This is a genomic window from Amycolatopsis sp. NBC_00345 (assembly GCF_036116635.1).
Lineage (GTDB): Bacteria > Actinomycetota > Actinomycetes > Mycobacteriales > Pseudonocardiaceae > Amycolatopsis.
In genome coordinates, this window is the sequence record NZ_CP107995.1 from 8,086,627 (window position 1) to 8,102,391 (window position 15,765).

10 protein-coding genes are annotated in these 15,765 nt (G+C 72.1%); 7 read left to right on the forward strand and 3 right to left on the reverse strand.

The window, feature by feature from the left end; genetic code table 11:
- Positions 1 to 13 precede the first annotated feature (13 nt).
- The 4 genes from OG943_RS36515 to OG943_RS36530 are packed head-to-tail and all read left to right on the forward strand — an operon-like array spanning position 14 to position 6,675.
- Entirely contained in the window at positions 14 to 1,393 is a 1,380-nt protein-coding gene (locus OG943_RS36515) for a TNT domain-containing protein (RefSeq protein ID WP_328605473.1), read from the forward strand.
- Positions 1,394 to 3,640: an ADP-ribosylglycohydrolase family protein gene (locus OG943_RS36520; RefSeq protein ID WP_328605474.1), complete on the forward strand. Its 2,247-nt coding sequence runs from the start codon at positions 1,394 to 1,396 to the stop codon at positions 3,638 to 3,640.
- Between the two features lie 52 nt (positions 3,641 to 3,692).
- Positions 3,693 to 4,736, forward strand: coding sequence for an ADP-ribosylglycohydrolase family protein (locus OG943_RS36525; RefSeq protein WP_442874830.1), 1,044 nt, complete (start codon positions 3,693 to 3,695; stop codon positions 4,734 to 4,736).
- A gap of 40 nt (positions 4,737 to 4,776) precedes the next feature.
- Positions 4,777 to 6,675, forward strand: a complete 1,899-nt coding sequence (locus OG943_RS36530) for a glycohydrolase toxin TNT-related protein (RefSeq protein ID WP_328605476.1) — start codon at positions 4,777 to 4,779, stop codon at positions 6,673 to 6,675.
- Here OG943_RS36530 and OG943_RS36535 read toward each other — a convergent pair.
- The 3 genes from OG943_RS36535 to OG943_RS36545 form a co-directional block, all read right to left on the reverse strand.
- A complete protein-coding gene (locus OG943_RS36535) occupies positions 6,661 to 7,506 on the reverse strand; it encodes a class I SAM-dependent methyltransferase (protein WP_328605477.1) in 846 nt (281 codons plus the stop codon). The genes OG943_RS36530 and OG943_RS36535 overlap by 15 nt on opposite strands.
- A 40-nt stretch (positions 7,507 to 7,546) precedes the next feature.
- A complete protein-coding gene (locus OG943_RS36540; protein WP_328605478.1) occupies positions 7,547 to 8,878 on the reverse strand; it encodes a sensor histidine kinase in 1,332 nt (443 codons plus the stop codon).
- A 187-nt stretch (positions 8,879 to 9,065) separates the two neighbouring features.
- Positions 9,066 to 10,511 (reverse strand): CCA tRNA nucleotidyltransferase, encoded by a 1,446-nt coding sequence (locus OG943_RS36545; RefSeq protein ID WP_328605479.1) that lies wholly within the window; start codon positions 10,509 to 10,511, stop codon positions 9,066 to 9,068.
- Positions 10,512 to 10,612: 101 nt separating this feature from the next.
- On the opposite strand from OG943_RS36545, the gene OG943_RS36550 reads away from it, so the two are divergent.
- The 3 genes from OG943_RS36550 to murJ all read left to right on the forward strand — a co-directional run bounded on the left by OG943_RS36550 (position 10,613) and on the right by murJ (position 15,726).
- Entirely contained in the window at positions 10,613 to 11,119 is a 507-nt protein-coding gene (locus tag OG943_RS36550) for an NUDIX hydrolase (protein WP_328605480.1), read from the forward strand.
- Between the two features lie 14 nt (positions 11,120 to 11,133).
- Positions 11,134 to 13,284 (forward strand): DUF6049 family protein, encoded by a 2,151-nt coding sequence (locus OG943_RS36555; protein ID WP_328605481.1) that lies wholly within the window; start codon positions 11,134 to 11,136, stop codon positions 13,282 to 13,284.
- A gap of 582 nt (positions 13,285 to 13,866) precedes the next feature.
- Positions 13,867 to 15,726, forward strand: a complete 1,860-nt coding sequence (gene murJ, locus OG943_RS36560) for a murein biosynthesis integral membrane protein MurJ (RefSeq protein WP_328612245.1) — start codon at positions 13,867 to 13,869, stop codon at positions 15,724 to 15,726.
- Positions 15,727 to 15,765: the final 39 nt, after the last annotated feature.

A 15,765-nucleotide genomic window follows, 5' to 3' on the forward strand; every position in this document is an offset into this window, starting at 1 on the left:
TGCGTTGATTCACGTGGAACAAACCCTCGCCGCGGACGAGCAGCGGGCCCTGCTCGTCGAGATCGGCAAGCTGATCCGCGCCCACCAGCCCGACCCCGCCGGTCCGGCCGGAGTCGGGTTCGCACAGGTCGGCGCCCACACCGAGGTACGGCTGCGCAACACGACGGCCGGGCCGGAGCTGACCGAACGGTTCAGCGCGCTGCGCACCGGGATGTACCAGCAGGGCCGCGGCACCTGGCTGCAGTCGCGCTTCGTCCTCGCACCCGACGCGACCTTCGATTTCGACTTCTTCACCGACGACGACCCCCAGTGGACGACGCCGCCCGACGCCGAGGCGTACGCCGACGAGCTGGCCACGTTCCCCCGCGACGACGCGCACATCCCCGACTGGTGGCGGCTGCGCGCGGGGCTCCCGCTCGGCGTCGCGTTCCGCCGCGCCCGTCCGGCCGAGGCGGGGGAGGAGCGAGAGCCGCTGCCGGACGACGAGCTGCCGCTGGTGCTGCAGTACCTCGAACGCGAGCCGCTCGTCGGCGACGAGCACCGCACGGACGGCACGTGGCTCTGGCCCGAGACCGTGCCCCAGCAGCTTCGCGCCGGCGTCGCGCCCGAGGCCGCGCTGGTCGCGCACATCCGGTCGCTGGGCTTCCAGCCGCCGTACGTGGAGCACCTGGTCCGCCGCACCGCCGAGGCCGACCTGCTCGGGAATCCACGGCCCCGGCCGGGGCCCGCCGACGTGCGGCGGACCGGCGGCGACGACGCGGCCGAGCTGGAGACCGTCGCGGACCCCGAACTGACCGACGACCAGCTGCTCGAGGTGCTGGTACGGCGGCTCGACTCGTTCGGCGTCTGGCCGCAGGCCTACCGGATCGGCCCCCGTGAGCCGGGGAAGTGGTGCCTCGAATCGGCCGGCCACGGCTGGACGGTGACGTCCGCGACCGGCGTCGAACAGCGCTTCGCGCACCTGGCCAGCGCCGCCCAGCAGCTGCTCGGCGGCCTGCTGCTGCACCCCGCCCGCATGACCGCCGGGCGGGAGACGCCGCTGGAGACCGCCCGCGTGCTCGACGACTGGCCGATCCAGGCCGCCCCGGGTGACCCTCCCCTCACCCTGCTCCGCAACAAGAGACTCACCCGGTTGGCGGAAGGTACCGTCGTGCTGCGTTTCGGTGAGGAACCCGGGAACCTGGTACATCACGGCGAGGTACGGTTCGTTACGACGTCACTGCCACTCGAACGAGAGCGAGTGGCCCGCACTTATCGGCTCCGGCGATCACTCCACGTGATCACCGGGGTCACTGTGCCCTGGGCGAACCTGCCGGGCGGGGCCGTGGCGTACGTGCTGCCGAAGCCGATCTCGGAGCACGAGTCCGACGGAAGCCTGGAGAGGATCGAGTAGGTGGAAGCGGCGGAAGCGATGGAGAAGGTCGGGAACTGGCTGCGCGCTGTGCACGGTCCCGAAGTCGTGGGCCCCGGCGGACTCCGGGTGGACCACGACCAAGTGCTGCGTATCCCCGAAGGCTGGTCGATCCCCTACAACACCGTCGCGTTCCTCGACGACGGCCGCCCGGAGAAGGAGCTGTTCCCGCCGCCGTCGGTGGTCGTGCGCGAGCCGGACGGCGAGCTGCGCCAGGCGCACCCGCACCCGGGCGGGCTGAGCATCCCGGTCGCGTTCCCCGGCCAGGAGAGCTGGCGCGAGGTCGTGGACCCGGAGTACGTGAAGGCCGGGCTGGGTGAGCTGGGCGTGCCGCTGCAGGCCGTCGCGGGCTGGGTGAAGGTCGACAACGAGGGCCACCAGACCGGCGACGAGCGCGAGAACCCCGAGTACAAGGCCGGCCCGATCCGCCGTGGCTACCCGAAGCCGGAGAACACGCTGGAGACGCTGCTGGCGTTCGCGAGCGTCGGCTGGCTGACGCGCGAGCAGCTGCTGATCGGGCTGCTGCGCTGCGAGGTCTTCGTGCCGCTCGACCCCGAAAGCGGCTCCACCGACCGCTTCTACTTCTCCGAGGAGCGCAACGAGCTCAAGGTGTTCAGCGCGACCCGGCACTTCCCGCCGCGCGAGCACGCCTGGTGGCGCGTGGACCTGGCCACGCTGGCCGAGTTCGAGCACCCGCCGAACCTGGTGATCAACGGCGGCCCGGCGACGTTCGAGGACGTCACGGGTGACGAGCTGGCCGCGATCGCGAAGCGGTTCCCTCGCCACGAGCCGCGGATCGACCGCAACGGCCGCTGCCCGGAGGCCGAGGAGGACCTGGAGCGGCTGGCCCGCGACACGGCGACGCGGATGGGCCTCGAAGAGCCCGTGCCGCCGCCGCTGGGCGCCGCGGAGCGGGCACGGAGACATGGCTTCGAGCTGACCGCCGAAGAGTGCCAGAAGACCGTGCTCGGCGAATCGTGGCTGCGGCGGATGGCCCAGCCGGAAGCGCCCCGGAGCAAGCCGAACGACCTGCGCGCCAACGGCCTCGCGCCGTCCTGGGACAACACCGGGCAGCTGGTGCCGCGGCTGGACACGTTCGGCAAATACCACGAGCAAGAGCTCGAAGACTTCCGCTTCGGCTGGCAGCGCGTCACGGGCGCGTACGTCGGCTTCGCGCTCGGCGAGGCGCTGGGCATGGCCGTCGACCGGCTGCGGCTGGACGAGATCGTCACCCAGTTCGGCCCCGACGGCGTCGACGACCTGCCGGTGGCCTTCGACCAGCCGGGCCGCGTCGGCTCGCTGACGCAACGGCTGCTGTTCTACACCGAGGCCGTGATCCGCAGCCCGCACCGCGAGCAGCCCGAGTCGCGTGACGTCGAAAAGCTCTTCCCGGGAGTGGTGCGCGGCGCGCTGATGCGCTGGCTGCACACGCAGGGCGCGCCCTACGAAGAACCCGACGGCTGGCTGGTGAAGGTGCCGGAGCTGCACGTCCGCCGCACGGCCGAGGACACCGAGCTGAACGCGTACCACGCGCTGGTGACCGGATCGCCGGGCGCGGTGCCGATGTCGGGCCCGATGGCGCTGATCGCCGCGCTGCCCGCGGTGCTCACCATGGCCGGCCCGGGAACCGGCTTCAGCGGCGGCGTCCAGCAGGCCGTGCGCGACCTCGTCGGCGTCACGCACCCGCACGACGAAGACCTCACCGTGGCGACGTACCTGGCGTGGCTGTTCGAGTCGGCGCTGACGAAAGAGGCGTTCAGCTACCCCGTCTGGAACCTCTCGCGCGAGATCCTGACCGAGCACAACACCACGTTCGTCAACGGCCCGGAATGGGCGCCGGTGAAGGCGATGGTCGCGGAGTCGGTCCCGTTCTTCGGCGAGCACGGCCTCCCGGACCTGCGCATGCCCGAGCTGATCGGCGACGGCCAGGGCACGCTGTCGGTGCTCGGCCGCGCGTTCGCCGCGCTGTCCGGCTTCGAGAACTACCCGGAGCAGGCGATGCTGCGCGCGGTCAACCACTCCGGCCGCAGCGCGCTGACCGGCGCGATCGCCGGCGCGCTGCTCGGCGCCAGGGCCGGTGTGCCCGGGCTGCCGCAGAAGTGGGTCGACCAGCTGGAGCTGCGCCACCTGATCGAGCAGATCTCGTCCGACGCGCTGTGGCACTTCGACCGCGATTCGGCACTGAGCCGGCTCGGCGACCAGTGGGTGCAGCGGTATCCGCGTCACTGACCGGCCCGGGAATCGCACGGTCCCCGAGACGCCGGCGGTGACACTGAGCAAGATGGGCGGCATGGAGGCACACCGGCTGCGTGGCAGCCTGCTCGCCGGGGCGATCGGCGACGCGCTCGGCGCGCGCGTCGAGTTCGACTCGATGGACCGGATCCGGGAGATCGCCGGGCCGGCCGGGATCACCGGCTTCCTCTCCGCGTACGGCGGCGAAGGGCGCTTCACCGACGACACGCAGATGACGCTGTTCACGCTCGAAGCCCTGGTCCGCGCCCACGCGCAGCGGCGCCGGGCGCCCGGGCTGACCTGCTTCGGCGAGCTGGAGGCGTACGGCCGGTCCGGCATTCGCGGCGGCGTCGACCGGCCGGTGAACAACTCCAAGGGCTGCGGCGCCGCTGCTAATCCGACCGAAAGTAGGCGGACACGGGCTGCAGCCGGCCCGCTCGTAGCAACCCGTTTCCGCCGTGGCTGCGGTCGGATTAGCAGCGAACAGCACAGTATGCGTGTCGCGCCCGTCGCTCTGTGGTCCGACGACTTGTCGGAGGTGTTCGGGCTCGCGGCCGAGGCCGCGGCGCTGACCCACGGTCACCCAAGCGGGTATTTGTCGGCCGGCACCTTCGCGGTGATCGTGCACGAACTGCTGCTGGGCAAGCCATTGCTCGACGCCGTGGGGACCGCGCGCGCCGAGCTGGTGCGCCACCCCGGCCACGAGGAGGCCGACGCCGCGCTGGAGCAGGCACTGGCGGCGCCGGGACCCGACACCGCGGCCCCCGCCGAGCCGGAGCGGCTCGAAGCGCTGGGGCGGGGCGACTCCGGGGAAACGGCGCTCGCGATGTCCGTCTACGTGGCCCTGACCACCGAAGACGCCGAATCCGCCTTGCTCGCGGCCGTGAACCACGGCGGCGACAGCGATTCCACGGGCTCGGTCTGCGGCAACCTCGTCGGCGCGATGTACGGCGAGGACGCGCTGCCGCCCGGCTGGCTGGACCGGCTGGAGCTGCGCGAGGTCATCACGGAGCTGGCGGACGACGCCGTCGCCGAGTTCGGGCCGGACGCGCCGTCCGATGACCGATGGTCCAGTCTTTACCCGGTCGACTAAATTCTTTCCGGGTGACCGAAGGGGATGGGGAGGAACCGACGTGCGCTACCGGGTCGAAGCGGCGGAACGCCCGGACGGGTTGTACGCGACGCTGGAGGGCCGCACGCTCGCGGCGGAGCGGTCGACCACCGACGGCACGCTGCTGCTGTCGCTGCTGCCGGACGACGAGGACACGCCCGAGGGCTTCGACCGGGAGCACGAAGGCCGTCCGGCCCGGGTGGTCCTCGCGAGCGAGGTCCCGGCGACGTTCAGCTTGACGACGTACTGCGAGTACGACGACGAGCTGTTCGAGGTCGCCCCGGGTGACCAGACCGAGCTGACGCTGCGGTGGACGCAGCACGATCCCGTGCGCGCCGCCCAGCTCGGCCTCACCGACTTCTCGGTGACCGTGCCCGCGAAGCAGCTCACGGCGCTCTGGCAGACCCGCCGGGATTACAGCACCGAGGCACGCCACGAAGCCGAAAGCGACCAGAGCAAGCTGCTGCGCGCCATCGGCCGCACACTGCGCGCGGTGCCTGGCGGCTGGACGCGCGTCGGCGCGCAGTTCCGTCAGGTCGGGGACTACTCGGAGCTGGAGGTCCGCGCCATCGGCGACGAGAACGGGCCGGTGTCCGTGTCGCTGCCCGCGCCGCCGCGGCTGACGGCGCTGTTCGCCCAGCTGCGCGCCGCGATGTACCTGCCGGACAGCGGCACCTGGTTCCAGGGCACGTTCACGCTGGACACGGAGGCGCAGTTCGACTTCGACTTCGACGCCGACCAGGAGCCCGTGTGGCGCCTCCCGCCGAACAACAGCGGCCTTCCGACGTCCCAGCCGTACGCGTTGGAGCTGGCGAACTTCCCGCGCCCGCCGAAGCAGCTGCCCGAGTGGCTGGCCGCGAAGGCCGAGACGCCGCTTGACCTCACCTTCCGCCAGGCCCGGGTGGTCGACGCCCACAACGAGGGCGAGCGGCCCGTGGTCAACCGCCCGCCGGTGCCGCCGGACCAGGTCCGCGGTGTGCTCGACTACCTGTTCCGCGCGCCTGTCGCGATGCACCGGCCGGCGCCGCAGCCGGACATCTTCGCGCCCGGCGCACCGCCGGACGTGCCGCAGGCCTTCCACACCGACGGCGCCTGGATCTGGCCCGCCGCCGTGCCGCACTACCTGCGCAAGTACGGCGTGCCGCCGGAGCCGGAGCTGGTGGAGCACATCCGCGCGGCCGGGTTCCGGCCGCCGTTCGTGCGTGAGCTGGTGCGCGCCACGGCGGAGGCCGACGTGCTCGGCCAGCCGCGGCCCCACCGCTCCGAAGCCGACCTGCCCGACGACACGGCGCTGGCCCGCGCGGCGCGTGACGGCGACCCGGGCCGTCCGCTGCGCGCCGCCGAGACGCTCACGCTGCTGCAGCAACGGCTGATGGAGCACGGCGTGCCCGCGTCCGCCTACCGCATCGGCGCGAACGAGGTGCCCGCCGACGACGTCTGGACGCTGCGCCGAGCCGACGACCGCTGGGAGATCTCGCGCCCGCCGTCGACGGAGCCGGTGGCCTTTCCGAACCTGGCCGAAGCCGCGCGGTACCTGCTCGGCACGCTGCTGATGCTGCCGCCGCGCGCGGCCGACGAGTCCGACCAGCCGGCGGACTGGCCGATCCTCCCGCTGCGGGGCGAGCCGCCGTTGAACTTCTACCGCGGCAAGCGGCTGATCGTGCTCCCCGCGGGCACGACCGTGCAGCGCTACGGCGACGAGACCGGCAACCTCGTGCACTCGGAGTCCGCGCGGTTCGAGGAGACCTCGCTGACCCCCGCACGGGAGCGGGAACGGCAGCAGTACCGGGTTCAGCGGGCGCTGCGTGTGCTCACCGGCGTCACCACGCCGTGGGGCCCGATGCCCGGCGGCGCCGTCGCGTACCTGCTGCCGCGCCCGATCGCGCAGCACGTGGAGGCCGGGGCGCTATCCCGCGTGTGAACCGCTGGCGGTGATCAGGACCGCGGGCGACCACCAGTAGTCGGCGAGGGGTTCGACGGTGACGTCGGTGAAGCCGGCGTCGGTGAGCTGCGCCGACCAGCCCGCGGCGGGCTGCTCCCAGTTCGTGCGCTGCGCACCGGCGGCGACGCCGAGCAGCACGGGCATGAGAAAGCCTTGTGCGACAAGGGAAGCGTCCTCGCCGTATTCCGCGACGCCGCGTTCGTACCGCGCGGCCAGCGAGCTGAGGTGTTCCGGCGAACCTTCGACCAGCTCCGGGACGTCGAACTCCGCCAGCAGCAGCGTCCCGGTGCGGGGGCGCAGCGTGCGGAGGACCTCGGCGCGGTCGGCCGGCGGGATGGACTGCAGCGCGAACGTCGACTGCGCAAGGTTCCACGTGGAACCACGCGCGGCCAGGAAGTCCTGGGCCGTCGCCTCGAACCGGTTGACGCCGGGAACGTCCACAGCGGACAGCAGCCCGGCCGACGGCTCCACCAGGTCGACCCGCGACGGCCGGAACGACGCCTGCGCCAGCGCCGCGACCACGGCCAGGCCGTCACCACAACCCAAGTCCAGCAAGGATTCCGGGCGCAGCTTGTCGTACCGCGTGGCCAGCTCGGCGCTCAGCCGCCGGTACAGCCCGACGTTGCCGCCGCCCCGGATGAACGTGGTGAAGGCGCGCGGCTGGTCGTACACCGGGCCGGAGCCGTCGGTGGCGAGGTACGCGGAAAGCTCAGCGCCCAGCGGGGAATCGGCGCGGGCGGCCAGGGTCGCGGCGCGGGCGTGGTCCCCGGCGCGGTAGGCGGCCAGTGCGTCGGCGAGGAAGTCGGTCACACCGCCGTGTTTAGCAGGTCAGGGTTGAGAATGGCCAGGGCTAGAAGGGCACCCACAACGTCACCCGAGTGCCGTTGCCGGGGGTCGACTCCACCAGCGACGTGCCGCCGACCTCGGCCAGCCGCGCGGTGATCGACTCGCTGATGCCGAAGCCCGCCGGGCGCGTCTCGGTGCTGAAGCCGGTGCCGTGGTCGCGCGTGATCACGGCGATGCCGCCGTCGCGCTCCTCCACCCGGACCACGACTTTGTCGGTCTCCGCGTGTTTCATCGTGTTGCGCAGGGCCTCGCGCACGGCGTCGCGGATCGCGATCTGCCGGACCTCCGACAGCGTGTCGTCGTCCAGCTCGGAGATCACCAGCTGGGCGCGCAGGCCGTCGCGCGCCATCTCCGCGGCCAGCGAGGCGAGCTTCTCACCCAACGGCCGCGCGCCCTCCTCGGCCCGCTGTGCGGCGGCCGTCTCGATGGTCTGCCGCAGCTCCATCGCCTGCGCGCGGGCCAGCCGCTGCACCTCGACGAGCCGCTCCCGGGAGTCACCGGCCCCGCCGAGCGAGATCGCCTCCAGCGTCTGCAACACGGTGTCGTGCAGCATCCGGTGCTGCTGCGCGCGCTCGGCGAGCCGTCCGTTGCGGATGCCGTACGCCAGCGCGAGCCGCGTGCCGAGGCCCAGCAGGATCAGCCCGCCGATCCCGGTGAACAGGACGCCGAACATCGTCGGGTAGAGCGACCAGGCCTGCGTGAAGTCGGCCGAGCCGCTGTTCAGCCAGTCCGACAGCAGCCGGACGGGCAGGCTCAGCACGGCCAGGCCGATGCCCGCCGGGATGCCGACGGCGAGCGTGAGCAGCGCGATGTCCCCGAGCAGGTGTTTCTCGGCGACACCGAGCGCGTCGTGGAACACCGCCGACGGCACGCTCAGGCCGATGACCAGCTGGAACGCCACCGTGATGACCAGGTCGGCGATCAGCAGCCGCGCCGCCTGGCCGCCGCGGAACGGGGCCCGGCGCAGCATCCAGAACATGCCGAACGCGCTCATCACCACCGAGCACAGCGCGACCAGCCCCACCGGCAGCGCGCCCTGGGACCCGTGCGCCACCACGAAGGCGCCGAACGCGCCGGGCACCGCGACGATCCGGTAGGCCAGCGGCACCAGCACCACGTACCGCGCGGCCCGCAGCAGCAGGCCGTCGTTGTACCTCGCGTCGATCGGGCCGGCCATGCGGGAAATCCGCTTCAGCGCCCGGACCGGGGTGGGGTCGGCGATCTCGTCGGTGAGCCCGGTGGTCGCCGTCGCCAGCGCGGGCGTGCCGCGTCGCAGCAGGGTGACGAGAAAGCTCGCACTGCGTTCCGACCGGCCTTCGGACGCCTGCGCCGCCATCGATCTCCCCCGATCGGAGCGCGCCCCCGACGGCACACCCGGGGCAGCGAGTATTCCCCGTCACCGGGCATCCCATCCAGGGGCCGAACGGGGAAACCGGCCAATTCGCGATCACGAATTCGACTCGTGTTCCCCGAGGGCGCGCTCCGGCCACCCCAGGGTGATCAGCCGTGTCCGGAGCGCGAGATCAGTCCCCGGCGGTGAGCCCCTCGGCGGCGGCCCAGCGCTTCAGCTCGGCCACGGCCTCGTCGTGGTCCAGCGGGCCGCGGTCGAGGCGCAGCTCCTTGAGGAACTTCCACGCGCGGCCGACGTCCGGGCCCGGCTTGAGGCCGAGCAGCCGCATGATCTCGTTGCCGTCGAGGTCGGGGCGGACCCGGTCCAGGTCCTCCTGCTCCTTCAGCCGCGCGATGCGCACCTCGAGGTCGTCGTACGTCGCCTGCAGCGCGGCCGCCTTCTTGCGGTTGCGCGTGGTCGAGTCGGCGCGGACGAGCTTGTGCAGCCGGGTCAGCAGGTCGCCGGCGTCGGTGACGTAGCGGCGCACGGCCGAATCGGTCCACTCGCCGTTCGCGTAACCGTGGAACCGCAGGTGGAGGAACACGAGCTGGGAAACCGCCTCGACGATCTCCTTGGAGTACTTCAGCGCGCGCAAACGCTTGCGCGCCATCCGCGCGCCGACCACCTCGTGGTGGTGGAAGGTCACGCCGCCACCCGGCTGGAACTCGCGGGTGTCCGGCTTGCCCGCGTCGTGCAGCAGCGCCGCGAGCCGCAGCACCAGGTCCGGCTCCGACTTCGGCTCGTGGGTCTTCTCCAGCTCGATCGCCTGCGCGAGCACGGTGAGCGAGTGCTGGTAGACGTCCTTGTGCTGGTGGTGCTCGTCGATCGTCAGCCGCATACCGGGCAGCTCGGGCAGCACGTGGTCGGCCAGGCCGGTGTCCACCAGCAGCTCCAGGCCGGGGCGCGGGTCGTCGGCGAGCAGCAGCTTCGACAGCTCCGCCTGCACCCGCTCGGCCGTGATCCGGGTGATCTCGCTCGCCATCGACGTCATCGCCTCGACCACCCGCGGTGCGGGAACGAAGCCCAGCTGTGCGGAGAACCGGGCCGCGCGCAGCATCCGCAGCGGGTCGTCGGCGAACGACTCCTGCGGCGTCGCGGGGGTGTCCAGCACCTTCAGCCGCAACGCGTCGAGGCCGCCGTGCGGGTCGATGAACGTCTTGGCGGCCAGGTCGATCGCCATCGCGTTGACGGTGAAATCGCGCCTGAGCAGGTCACCCTCGATGCTGTCGCCGAAGGTGACCTGGGGGTTTCGGCCCACGCGGTCGTAACTGTCGGCGCGGAACGTGGTGATCTCGAGCGTCATGCCCTTCTTCGTCACCCCGACGGTGCCGAAGGCGATGCCGACGTCCCACACCGCGTCGCCCCACTCGCTGACGATCTGCAGCACGCGGTCGGGCCGCGCGTCGGTGGTGAAGTCGAGGTCGGCCGACAGCCGGCCGAGCATCGCGTCACGCACGCTGCCGCCGACCAGGTACAGCCGGTGGCCGGCGCGGGCGAAGCGCTCCGCCAGCTCATCGGCCAAGGGGGACACACGCATCAGTTCCGTCACCGCGTTCTGCTGGGCGACCAGGTTGTTCACTTCGATCCCACCACGGACGTGGCGCCACTACTACGGGCACCGTCGGACACGGACACGGAGAGCCAGCGTACCTGGGCAACCGTTTGCTCTAGCATCGCAGCATGCCTGGATCTGCCGGCCGCGCCGGAGCGCCCAAGCCGCGTCGGCGGCGGCGGCGCCAGCGCGGCAGGCGGCTGACCACCGTCGACGAGACTTCGGCCGGCGGACTGGTCGTCGACCCGGACCGTGAGCATGCCGCGCTGATCGGGCGGCTCGACCGGCACGGCAAACTGCTCTGGTCGTTGCCGAAGGGCCACATCGAGGACGGTGAGACGGTGGAGCAGACCGCGATGCGCGAGGTGAAGGAAGAAACGGGCATCTCCGCGCGGGTCCTGCGTCCGCTGGGCACCATCGACTACTGGTTCGTGGCCGAACGACGCCGGGTGCACAAGACCGTGCACCACTTCCTGCTCGAGTCGACGGGTGGTGAGCTCTCGGACGAGGACGTCGAGGTCACCGAGGTCGCCTGGGTCCCGCTGGCCGAGCTGGAGCACACTCTCGCCTATTCGGACGAGCGCAAGCTGGTCCGCAAGGCCAAAGAACTTTTCGCGCACGACGACCGCGCTTGAGAGGGAGCACCCGAGTGAAGCGGCCGGCCGCCTTCTTCCTGTCCCTGCTGTTCCTCGCAGTGGCCGCCCTGTACGGCGCGCCCGCGCAGGCGCAGGACGAGCCGAGCCCGGAGCCCCCGCGGCTGCGGATCGACCTCGCCCAGCTGAACCCCCGCGTCGTCACCAGTGCCTCGACGACGCTCTCGGTGTCCGGCACCGTGACCAACATCGGCGACCGCCGGATCTCGCGCCCGCAGGCGCGGCTGCAGGTCGGCGAGCGGCTGGCCAGCGACCGCGCGATGTCGGGCGTGCTGGCGGGCGAGCCGATCCAGGACACCCCGCTGACGGACTTCAGCACGCTCGCCGACTCGCTCGAGCCGGGCCAGAACGCCCGCTTCGACATCCAGGTCCCGCTCACCGGCAAGCTGGCCCGTCCCGGTGTGTACCCGATGCTGGTGAACGTCAACGGCACCCCGGAGTTCGGCGGCGCCGCGCGGCTCGCCGCCGTCAGCCTGCTGATGCCGGTGCTCTCGGCGCCGGGGGGAAAATCGGCTCCGCCGGTGTCCAAGCACGCGAACGTCAGCGTGCTCTGGCCGATCACCGACAGCTCGCCGCACGTCCTCTCGCAGCCCTACGGCGGCCAGCTGACTCTCTCCGACGACACGCTGGAGAGGGAGCTGAAGCCGAACGGGCGGCTGTACTCCCTGGTCTCCGCCGCGCGGGCGGCCCAGGAGAACGACCCCCACGTCCGTGACTCGCTGTGCTTCGCGATCGACCCGGACCTGCTGCGGACCGTCGACGCGATGACCCGCGGCTACCTCGTCGGCGGCGCGCAGGGCCAGAACGCCGCCGCGGCGAGTGACTGGCTGTCGTCGCTGCGTGCGCTGGTCAAGGACCGCTGCGTGGTCACCCTGCCGTTCGCCGACGCCGACCTCACCACCCTCGGCAAGGTGCACTCCGCCACCGGGGCCGACCCGAACCTGCTCCAGGCCGCGCTGGGCGGCGCCGCGACGATCCGGCAGCTGCTCAGCGTCCAGCCGCAGGAGGGCGTGCTGTGGCCGGACGGGACGCCGGACGCGCAGGCGCTCACCGCGATGGCCGGCGCCGGCTTCAGCACGGTGCTCGCGGACGGCTCGAAGCTGCAGTCCAAGACCCCGGTCACCGGCGCCGTCACCCTGTCGCCCGGTGGGCTGCGCGCCCAGCCGATCGACGGGCTGATCGCGAGCGCGATGACCGGCGCCCCGCCGAACCCGCAGGCCCCGACCACGGTCGGCGCGGCCTCCCAGCCCGCGATCTCCGGGCAGAACGGCCTGGCCGCGATCGCGTACGAAGCGGGGCTGGGCCGAGCGGACGCGAAGGCGAACGCCCGGCTGCTGGTCGCGCCGCCGCGCCGCTGGGCCGCGCCGGTGTCCGAGCTGACCACGTTCCTGGGCCAGCTCGGCACCTTCCTCGGCGACGGGATAGCCACGGGCACGCCGCTGACGTCGCAGCTGCAGGCCGACCCGACGGGCACCGCCTCGCTGTCGACCGGCAACCGGGACCAGCCCGCCGCGACCGGCGACTCGGACACGCTGGCGGCCCTCGACACGCAGGCCTCCGGGCTGCTGTCGGCCATGCAGATGGACACCCGGTCGCGGGTGCAGCCGCAGGACATCGTGGCGCCGGTGCGTGACGCGATCGTGCGCGGCGCGTCGACGGCGTGGCAGTCGGCCGCGCCCGGCGCCGCGGTGGCGAACGCGAACGCCGAACTCGGCGCGATCCGCGGCCAGGTGACCGTGGAGCAGCCGAAGCAGACGATCGCGCTGGCGTCGGGCTCGTCGCCGCTGCCGGTGTCCGTGAGCAACGACCTGCCGGTGGGCATCACCGCGCAGATCGCGCTGCAGAACAACATCGGCATCCGGCCGCCGGCCGCGCAGAACCGGTTCTTCCCGGCCAAGGGCAGCACGAACGAGTACCTGCAGATCGAGGCCCTGCGCGCCGGCCTGCTCAGCGTCGATGTGTCGTTGACCACTCCCGCGGGCACCTCGTTCGGCTCGACCGCTCGGTTCGAGCTGACCTCGACGGAGTACGGCCCGATCACGATCATCATCACCGTCGTGGCCGGGTGCGCGCTGCTGCTGCTGGCGTCGCGCCGCATCTACCGGCGGATCAAGGAGAGCCGCAAGGAGAACAACGAGGCGGCCTGAGTTTCCGGGCCTTGTCTTCGGGGGACCGAGTGCTTCCGCCCGTTCCCGATTACCCTGGGTCGACCGCTGCCACAATGGCAGGGACCCCGAGTACCGAGGATTGGGCACGCGTTGGACAAAGAGCCGGGCTTACCACCCGAGCGTGCGAGCCGTCCCCGGCGCGAGGGTGCGCCACCGCGGCGCGACGAGCGGGGTGAACCGCCGCGCCGCCGTCGCCAGCCGCCGCCACAGGGCCAGCCGCCGCCGGAACGCAGGCAGCCGCCACCCGCCAACGGGCGGACGCGGCGGATGCCCGTGCCCGACGAGCGGCCGCAGCGCCGGGTCCCGCCACCGCCACCACCGCCGCAGGGCCGTCAGGGCGCGCCGCCGCGCAAGCCGGCCGGACCGCCGCCCACCCGTCGCCAGCAAGTACCCCCGCCGCCCCCGCCTCAGCAGGGGCGGCCGCCGTTGCCGCAGCCGTCCGGGCCGATGCCGTCGGGTCCGCTGCCACAGCCGTCCGGGCCGATGCCGTCCGGTCCGATCCCGCAGCAGCCGCCGGTCTCGGGGCCGCCGTCCGGACCTCAGCAGATCCCGCCCGGCCCGATGCCGCCGACGCACCGCGGCCGCGGCCCGCGCCCGGGCACGCCGATCCGGCCGTGGCAGGAAGAGGCCCTTCGCGACCCGGAGGCGACGCGGTTCATCCCGCGCACCGCCGGCGTCCCGATGGCCGCCTCGCGCTGGCCGACCGCCGACCCGGACGTGTTGCGCCCGTACGACGCGCTGGCCACGCAGGTCATGCCGCGGATCAAGGACGCGCCGCTGGTGCGTCCGTCCGGGCCCGCGACGACCGGCGAACAGCCGGTCGCCCCGGCGAAGGCGCCGTCACTCGCGAAGGCGAGTGGGCGGATGGCGATCGCCTCGCTGATCAGCCGCATCACCGGCTTCCTGTGGAAGCTGCTGCTGGTGGCGGCGATCGGCGCCGGCATCTCGAACGACTCGTTCAACGTCGCGAACACGATGCCGAACATCATCTTCGAGCTGCTCATGGGCGGTGTGCTCGCCAGCGTGGTGGTGCCGCTGCTGGTGCGCTCGCAGGACGACGAAGACGGCGGTGAGGCCTACACCCAGCGGCTGCTCACGGTCGCGGTCTCGCTGCTGCTGATCGGCACGGTGGTCGCGGTGATCGCCGCGCCGGCGTTCACCTCGCTGTACGTCGACTCCTCCGGCAAGGCCAGCCCGCAGCTGACCACGGCGTTCGCCTACCTGCTGCTGCCCGAGATCTTCTTCTACGGGGTGTTCGCGCTGCTGTCGGCGGTGCTGAACGCGAAGCAGATCTTCGGCCCCACGGCGTGGGCGCCGGTGGTCAACAACATGGTGGTCATCTTCACGATCCTGGTCGTGTGGATCATGCCGGGGCAGATCGACGAGGCACACCCGTCGATCACCGACCCGAAGGTGCTCACGCTGGGCCTCGGCGTGACCGCGGGCATCGTGGCGCAGGCGTTCATGCTGATCCCGCCGCTGCTGCGGTCCGGCTTCCGGCCGAGGTGGCGCTGGGGTATCGACCGGCGGATGAAGGAGTTCGGCGGGCTGGCGCTGTGGATCGTCGGCTACGTCGCGGTGAGCCAGGTCGGCTACACCATCACCACCCGGGTCCTGACCAGGGGCACGCCCGGCGGTGTCACCGCGTACAGCAACGCGTGGCTGCTGTTCCAGCTGCCCTACGGCGTCATCGGCGTCTCGCTGCTCACGGCGATCATGCCGCGGATGAGCCGCGCGGCCGCCGACGGCGACACCAAGAAGCTGATCGGCGACCTGTCCTACGCGTCGCGGATCTCCACGGTGATGCTCGTGCCGATCTCGGCGGTGATGACCATCGTCGGCTCGTCGATCGGCGTGGCGCTGTTCACCTTCGGCAAGGGCTCGCTGGAGAGCGCGGAGCGGCTCGGCGAGGCGCTGGCCATCTCGGCGTTCGCGCTGCTGCCGTACGCGCTGGTGATGCTGCAGATGCGCGTGTTCTACGCGATGAAGGACGCCCGCACACCGACGTTGATCATGATCGTGATGACGCTGGTCAAGGTGCCGCTGCTGTACCTGTGCCCGGTCGTGCTGTCGCCGGACAACATCGTGCTGGGCGTGATGATGGTCAACGCGCTGACGTTCGTGGTCGGCGCGGTCCTCGGCCAGGTGTGGCTGTGGGTGACGCTGGGCAACCTGCGGAGCAAGCGGGTGATCGGGGTGATCCTCTTCACGGTCGTCGCGAGTGTGCTCGGCGTGGCCGCGGCGTGGCTCGTGGGGCAGATCGTGCCCGACTCGATGGGGGTGACTTTGCACGCCTGGATCAAGTTGTTGCTGCAAGGGATCGTCGGCATCGGCGTCTCGTTCGGCGTGCTCATGGCGCTGAAGGTCGAGGAGCTGGTACCCGCCTCGTCCAGAATCACCCGTTTGATCAAGCGCGGGTAACGATTGATTCACGAATGACGACGCTTCCCCCAGACCTGA

Coding starts and splice junctions, on each gene's coding strand:
- OG943_RS36525 (WP_442874830.1), top strand. CDS start 3,693: ATGGGCGGCATGGAGGCACACCGGCTGCGTGGCAGCCTGCTCGCCGGG.
- OG943_RS36540 (WP_328605478.1), bottom strand. CDS start 8,878: ATGGCGGCGCAGGCGTCCGAAGGCCGGTCGGAACGCAGTGCGAGCTTT.
- OG943_RS36550 (WP_328605480.1), top strand. CDS start 10,613: ATGCCTGGATCTGCCGGCCGCGCCGGAGCGCCCAAGCCGCGTCGGCGG.
- murJ (WP_328612245.1), top strand. CDS start 13,867: ATGCCGCCGACGCACCGCGGCCGCGGCCCGCGCCCGGGCACGCCGATC.